The organism is Burkholderia sp. RF2-non_BP3 (genome assembly GCF_001522185.1).
Taxonomy (GTDB): domain Bacteria; phylum Pseudomonadota; class Gammaproteobacteria; order Burkholderiales; family Burkholderiaceae; genus Burkholderia; species Burkholderia diffusa.
The window spans coordinates 172,734-179,153 of the sequence record NZ_LOSU01000076.1 but is presented as its reverse complement, the minus strand read 5'-3'; the positions used below and the strand labels follow the sequence as shown (position 1 = coordinate 179,153).

The following is a 6,420-nucleotide window of genomic DNA, read 5'->3' as shown; positions in this document are numbered from 1 at the left end:
ATCGAGGAAGCGGTGTTCATGTGCGACCGGATTCTCGTGCTGTCGTCGAACCCGGGCCGCGTGATCGCCGAAATCAAAGTGCCGTTCAAGCATCCGCGCAACCGTCTCGACCCGGCCTTCCGCAAGCTCGTCGACGACATTTACGCGAAGATGACCGCACGCCAGACCGGCGAGGCGACGAAGAAGGGGCTCGAGCTCGGCAGCTGGCTGCCGCAGGTGTCGACCAACCTGATGGCCGGCCTGATCGAGACGCTCGCGATGGCGCCGTACCACGGCCGTGCCGACATGCCGGAAATCGCGCGCACGCTGCATCTGGAGGTCGACGACCTGTTCCCGATCGCCGAAGTGCTGCAATACCTCGGCTTCGCCGACGTGCGCGAAGGTGACGTGTTCCTGACGCCGCCGGGGCGCGTGTTCGCGGAATTCGGCACGCAGGAGCGCAAGCTGATGTTCGCGGATCACCTGCTGAAGCACGTGCCGCTCGCCGCGCGGATCAAGAAGGTATTGAACGAGCGCCCTGGCCATCGCGCGCCGCGCGTGCGCTTCGAGCAGGAGCTGGAGGATTTCCTGTCGGACGGCGCGGCCGAGGAAACCCTCGACGCGGTGATCGACTGGGGCCGTTACGGCGAGATCTTCTCGTACAACGACCAGACCGAAATCTTCAGTCTCGAGGACGTCGAGTCCTGAACCATCGCGCCGGGCCGCAGGGCCCGGCATTCGCATGCGCCGCGCGTGTCGGGCGCCGCGCATCGCCTCGTTACTGCAGGTTGCCCCAGCGGTCGACGGCCGGTTCGGCCGACGCCCACTTCCAGTGCGTGCCTTGCTGGCACGCATTCGCGAAATACCAGTCGGCCTTGTCGCCGTCCTTCACCGAGAACGCGAATTCCTTGCACAACGCGAGCGCCGTCGAGTACGCACGCGTGACGCGCACCTCGCCTTCGCCGTTTTCGAGCGGCAGCGTGTTCTTCACCTTCCACGGCTTCACTTCGCCGACGGCGAGGCTGCCCGCCGCCTTCGCGATCGCGTCCTGCTGATTCTGATGAAGCTGCTTCATCGTGCGGTTGACGGCCTCGTCGGTCGCCGCCTGCACGGCGATCCCGACACCGACGCCCACGGCCGGGTTCGCGGTGACGAGGCCCGTCGCCGCGCCGGCGAGCGCGCCGCTCGCCGCGCCGACCGAGCCGCAGCCCGACAGCGCGGCGCTGGCCGCGCACAGCGCGCCGATCGCCGCGATACGGATCGCGACGCTCATTGCAGCGCGCCCCAGCGTTCGGTCGCGGGTTCCGCCGACGCCCATTTCCACACGGGGCCGTCGCGGCAGATCGTGGCGACGTAGAACGCCGATTCGGCGGCCTTGTCGGCCTTCGCGGGCGTGTCGACCGCGAACACGATTTCCTTGCAGTCGAGCGGGCCGATGCTGATCATCCGGCTGACCGTCACGCGGCCCTGTTCGTCGTCCTCGATCGGGAACGAGTGGTGGGTCGTCCACGGCGCGACGCCGCCGACGTCGAGCGGGCCGGCCGCTTTCGCGATCTGTTCCTGCGTGTAGCGGTGCGCGACCCGCTGCGTGTACTGGACGCCCGCACGCGCGCCGGCGACGGCGCCGAGGCCGATACCCGTCGCGACGGCGGCGTTGCTGGTGACCTTGGAGGCAATCGCGGCGCCCGCGATACCGGCGCCGGCGGTCGCGCCTTCGCTGTACAGCGAGTTGCAGCCGGACAGCAGTGCGGCCGTGGCGATCGCGGCCAGCACGATGCGCGCCGGCATGGCCCGACGCGGCGGTTCGAAACGAATGTTCATCCCTGAGTGCAAGTCCTGTCTGGGTGAGCGGCGGCGCATGCGCGCCCCATGCCGCGTCATTGTTTCGCAATTGTCATAGGAAAATTGCAAAGCTTTGACAAATCGGCGGGCGACGGCTCGCGCGCGTACGCGCGGCGCTATTGTCGGACAGTTGGCTGAGCGGGGGTCGAAACGTTACAAATTGAAGGCAATTGTTACCGTGGCATGCGAGCAAGCCACCTAGACTGTTTTGTTATGGAATGTTTCTACGACGGCTCCGAGCCGCGTTGCATATGAGACACCCAGCCATGCGCCGTTCGAAACGGTTTTCTCCCCGGCCGCCAGATGCGGGTCCCGAGCACCCGCGTCCGCAGACCGACGCGCCGGCCGGCGCGCCCGACGAGACGCCGTCCGACGGCGATCACAACCAGGGCGGCGCACGCCCGGAAGGGCTCGACTATCAACGCGACCTCGGCCAGGAGCAGGACGCCTGATGCCGTCGCCGTTGCATTCCGCCGCCGCATTTCATTGCGCTCTTTGTTGCATCGCTCACATCTGAATCGCCGCGCGACCGCCTTCGGGCCGTCGCGTCTGCCTTGGCGCGCGCCGCGCGTCATCCAATCGAATCGAGGAGGGGAAGCCGCATGAGCAGATTGATCGTGGTATCGAACCGTGTCGCCGCCGGCGAGGACACGCGCCCGAGCGCAGGCGGCCTCGCGGTCGGCGTGATGGACGCGCTGAAGGAAACCGGCGGCGTCTGGTTCGGCTGGAACGGCGAGATCGTCGGTACGCCCGACGCCGCACCCGCGATCCAGCGGGACGGCAACGTCACGTATGCGACGCTCGGGCTGACCCGGCGCGATTACGATCAGTACTACCGCGGCTTCTCGAACGCGACGCTGTGGCCGGTGTTCCACTACCGCGGCGATCTCGCGCGCTTCGACCGGCAGGAGTATGCCGGCTATTTGCGCGTGAACGCGATGCTCGCGAAGCAGCTCGCCGCGCTGCTGCGGCCCGACGACCTGATCTGGGTGCACGACTATCATCTGCTGCCGTTCGCGCATTGCCTGCGCGAACTCGGCGTGAAGAACCCGATCGGATTCTTCCTGCACATCCCGTTTCCGTCGCCCGACATGCTGCGCGTCGTGCCGCCGAACGAGGAGCTCGTGAAGTTCATGTGCGCATACGACATCGCGGGTTTCCAGACCGATGCCGACAAGCAGGCGTTCACCGACTACATCGAGCGGCGCGGCATCGGCGCGGCGAGCGACGACGGGATGCTGCATGCGCACGGCCGCGTCGTGAAGGTCGCCGCCTATCCGATCGGCGTGCATCCGGATGCGATCGCCGAGGCAGCCGTCCAGTACGGCTCGCGCAAGCCGGTGAAGATGCTGCGCGACGCGCTCGCCGGCCGCAAGCTCGTGATGAGCGTCGACCGGCTCGACTATTCGAAGGGGCTCGTCGAACGCTTCCAGTCGTTCGAGCGGATGCTCGCCAACGCGCCGGGCTGGCAGGGGCGCGTGTCGCTCGTGCAGATCGCGCCGCCGACGCGCTCCGACGTGCAGACCTACCAGCGCATTCGCGAAACGCTCGAAGGCGAGGCCGGTCGCATCAACGGCCGCTTCTCGCAGCTCGACTGGACGCCGATCCAGTACCTGAACCGCAAGTACGAGCGCAATCTGCTGATGGCGTTCTTCCGGATGTCGCAGGTCGGCTACGTGACGCCGTTGCGCGACGGGATGAATCTCGTCGCGAAGGAATACGTCGCGTCGCAGGATCCGGCCGACCCGGGCGTGCTCGTGCTGTCGGAGTTCGCGGGCGCGGCGGCCGAGCTGACCGGCGCGCTGCTCGTCAATCCTTACGACCTGTCGCAGATGGCCGACGCGCTCGAGCGCGCGCTGTCGATGCCGCTCGCCGAGCGGCAGGCGCGTCACGAAGAGAACCTCGCGCGCCTGCGCGAGAACAACCTGTCGGTCTGGCGCGATACGTTCGTCGCCGACCTGCGCAGCGTCGCGGCGGCCGCGTCGGTCACGCAGCGCGCGGGCCGGCGAGCCGTGCATGTCTGAGCGCATGGAGGAGGGCGGCGCGGAGGCGGCGTCCGCCCGCTTCTTCGTCGTCACGGGCGGCCCCGGCTCCGGCAAGAGCACGCTGCTCGATGCGCTCGAGCGCTGCGGTTTCGCGCGCTCGCACGAGGCCGGGCGAGGTGTGATCCGCGACCAGATGGCGATCGACGGTCCGGCGCTGCCCTGGCGCGACCGGGCCGCGTTTGCCGAGCAGATGCTGAACTGGGAGATGCGTTCGTATCATCTCGCACGAGGTGCGCGCGGGCCCGTGTTCTTCGACCGCGGCGTGCCGGACGTGATCGGCTACTTGCGTCTGACGGGCCTCGCGGTGCCCGCGCATGCGGAGGCTGCGGCGCGGCGCTTCCGTTATCACCGGCGCGTGTTCATCGCGCCGCCGTGGCCCGACATCTACACGCGGGACACCGAGCGCCGGCAGGATTTCGCCGAGGCAGTGCGCACCTACGACGCGATGGTCGACTGCTATACGGCCTACGGGTATCGGCTGATCGAGCTGCCGTGCGTGAGCGTGAAGGCGCGTGTGCGCTTCGTGATGGACGCGCTCGACGCCGCGTGACCGGCGGGCGCCGCGCGCGGCGGCGTCAGGTCGTCGCGTCGGGGCGCGGCGACGCGATGCGCAGCATGCTGACCACCGCGGCGAGCGCCGCGAACACCGTGGCGACATAGAGCGCGATCGTCGGCCCGCGGTCGGGCGCCAGCCCGAAAATCAGTGCGACGAGCGCGGCCCCGAGCGTCTGGCCCGTCAGGCGTGCCGTGCTCAGCATCCCGCCCGCGCCGCCGCTGCGCTCGCGCGGCGCCGACGACAACATCGCGCGATTGTTCGGCGACTGGAACAACCCGAAACCTGCGCCGCACAGCGCCATCCGCCACACGATGTCGACGGTGCCCGGATGCGCGCCGATCGTCGCGAGCGACAGCAGCCCGGCCGCGAACAGCGCGAGCCCGATTCCGCCGAGGATGCCGGCCGAGTAGCGATCCGACAGCACGCCGGCAAGCGGCGCGGCGAATACGATCACAAGCGGCCACGGCGTCATGTAGAGGCCGGTTTCGACCTGCGAGAACCCGAGCGAATGCTGCAGCCAGAACGGCAGCGCGACGAATGCGAGCATCTGCGACGTGAACGACGCAACCGACGTGCAGATCGACAGCGCGAACATCGGGATGCGCATCAGGTCGACCGGCAGCAGCGGTGCCGGCTGCGACAGCTGCCGCTTCACGAAGAAGTAGCCGACGGCGAACGCGATCGCCAGTTCGCCTGCGACGTACGCGTGCCTTTCGCCGTGACCGAGCCCGTCGACGGCCATGATGAGCAGGCCGAACACGCATGCGTTCATCAGCGCGCTCGGGAAGTCGTACGGCGCGTCGTGCAGCGGGTTGGCCGGCAGCGCCCGGAGGCTGCCGAACACCGCGGCGATGCCGATCGGCACGTTGACTGCGAACAGCCAGGGCCACGACGCGACCGACAGGATCGCCGATGCGACCGTCGGGCCGATCGCCGACGACAGCGCGACCACCATCGCGTTGATCGACAGCCCGCGCCCGAGCATCGACGACGGGAAGATCATCCGCACGAGCGCGGCGTTCACGCTCATGATGCCGGCTGCACCGAACCCCTGTATCACGCGCATCACGGCGAGCACGGGCAGCGAGCCGGCGAGCGCGCAGCCGAGCGACGCCGCGGTGAAGAGCGCAAGCCCGGCGATGTAGATGCGGCGATAGCCGACGCGTTCGCCGAGCGACGCGAGCGGCAGCAGCGTGATCGTGACCGCGAGCTGGTACGCGTTGACGATCCAGATCGACGCGGCATCGGACGCGTGCAGGTCGCGCGCGATCGTCGGCAGCGCGACGTTCGCGATGGCGCCGTCGAGCACGGCGAGCGTGATGCCCAGTGCGACGCAGACGATTGCCCAGTAGCGTTGCGGAAGCGGCAGGCCGGTATCGGCGTTCATGACGGGAGCGAAGGCGTGATTGTCCGCGTGCCCGGATGCCGGTTGCGTGCGCAACCATGCTCGCGGGTGGCGGCGGCGGTGAACGGTCCGGTCAGCCTGGCGGCGCCGGAGCGGGACCGGTCGAGTGTATCACCGGACTGTTTCGCGCGACGCCGCCAGCGTCCGGCCGGTGGCCGGGGCGTGCGCTCAGCCTTCGAAGTCGAGGCCGCCGAGCCGCACGAGCGGGTCGGCCTGCGTGCGCGACGCGAGATCGATGTCGCGCGCGCCCTGCCATGCGCTCAGTTTCCTCGGCAGCGCGCTCAGGTAGTGCTCGAATCGCGCGGGCCCGTCGGGTGCCATCAGTCGCTCGATCTCGTCGGTGTCCCAGGTCAGCTCGAGGTTCAGCGGATGCGCGAAGCCGCTCACGTGTTCGTGCGGCGCGCTGCGGATCTGCACGCGCGTCGGTTGCCCGTGCCCGCCGTATGGGACGACGCCGGTCAGCACGTGATCGGCGAAGTAGGCGGCGATCGCCTGCGCAATGCGCGGCGCGAATTCGGTATCGAAACGGCGGGCGGTTTCGGGCTGCATGAAGGCGTCTCCTGTGTGCCGAAAATCGTAGCACGGCGGTGCCG

At 68.8% G+C, this 6,420-nt stretch carries 8 protein-coding genes; 4 read left to right on the top strand and 4 right to left on the bottom strand.

Annotated features, from left to right (window positions below; genetic code table 11):
• Positions 1-687, top strand: a 687-nt coding sequence (locus WS45_RS32680) for an AAA-associated domain-containing protein (RefSeq protein ID WP_179950417.1), incomplete at its 5' end; no start/stop codon positions are given.
• Positions 688-757: 70 nt separating this feature from the next.
• Here the strand turns inward: WS45_RS32680 and WS45_RS32675 are convergent.
• Both WS45_RS32675 and WS45_RS32670 read right to left on the bottom strand, forming a co-directional pair.
• The gene (locus WS45_RS32675) at positions 758-1,252 is read right to left on the bottom strand and encodes a hypothetical protein (RefSeq protein WP_059527457.1); all 495 of its coding nucleotides are present in this window, start codon (positions 1,250-1,252) and stop codon (positions 758-760) included.
• Positions 1,249-1,839: a hypothetical protein gene (locus WS45_RS32670; protein WP_257140722.1), complete on the bottom strand. Its 591-nt coding sequence runs from the start codon at positions 1,837-1,839 to the stop codon at positions 1,249-1,251. The genes WS45_RS32675 and WS45_RS32670 overlap by 4 nt, the downstream gene beginning before the upstream one ends.
• Positions 1,840-2,087: 248 nt before the next feature.
• On the opposite strand from WS45_RS32670, the gene WS45_RS32665 reads away from it, so the two are divergent.
• The 3 genes from WS45_RS32665 to WS45_RS32655 all read left to right on the top strand — a co-directional run bounded on the left by WS45_RS32665 (position 2,088) and on the right by WS45_RS32655 (position 4,416).
• Complete coding sequence (locus WS45_RS32665) at positions 2,088-2,273, top strand: hypothetical protein (RefSeq protein ID WP_059703487.1); 186 nt, start codon at positions 2,088-2,090, stop codon at positions 2,271-2,273.
• A gap of 150 nt (positions 2,274-2,423) precedes the next feature.
• Positions 2,424-3,845: an alpha,alpha-trehalose-phosphate synthase (UDP-forming) gene (gene otsA, locus WS45_RS32660; RefSeq protein ID WP_059527449.1), complete on the top strand. Its 1,422-nt coding sequence runs from the start codon at positions 2,424-2,426 to the stop codon at positions 3,843-3,845.
• Positions 3,838-4,416: an AAA family ATPase gene (locus WS45_RS32655; RefSeq protein ID WP_059527446.1), complete on the top strand. Its 579-nt coding sequence runs from the start codon at positions 3,838-3,840 to the stop codon at positions 4,414-4,416. The genes otsA and WS45_RS32655 overlap by 8 nt, the downstream gene beginning before the upstream one ends.
• Positions 4,417-4,441: 25 nt before the next feature.
• Here WS45_RS32655 and WS45_RS32650 read toward each other — a convergent pair whose 3' ends face one another.
• Together WS45_RS32650 and WS45_RS32645 are read right to left on the bottom strand one after the other, a co-directional pair.
• A complete protein-coding gene (locus tag WS45_RS32650) occupies positions 4,442-5,809 on the bottom strand; it encodes an MFS transporter (protein ID WP_059703485.1) in 1,368 nt (455 codons plus the stop codon).
• 186 nt (positions 5,810-5,995) lie between these two features.
• The gene (locus tag WS45_RS32645) at positions 5,996-6,376 is read right to left on the bottom strand and encodes a DUF5594 family protein (RefSeq protein WP_059527440.1); all 381 of its coding nucleotides are present in this window, start codon (positions 6,374-6,376) and stop codon (positions 5,996-5,998) included.
• Positions 6,377-6,420: the final 44 nt, after the last annotated feature.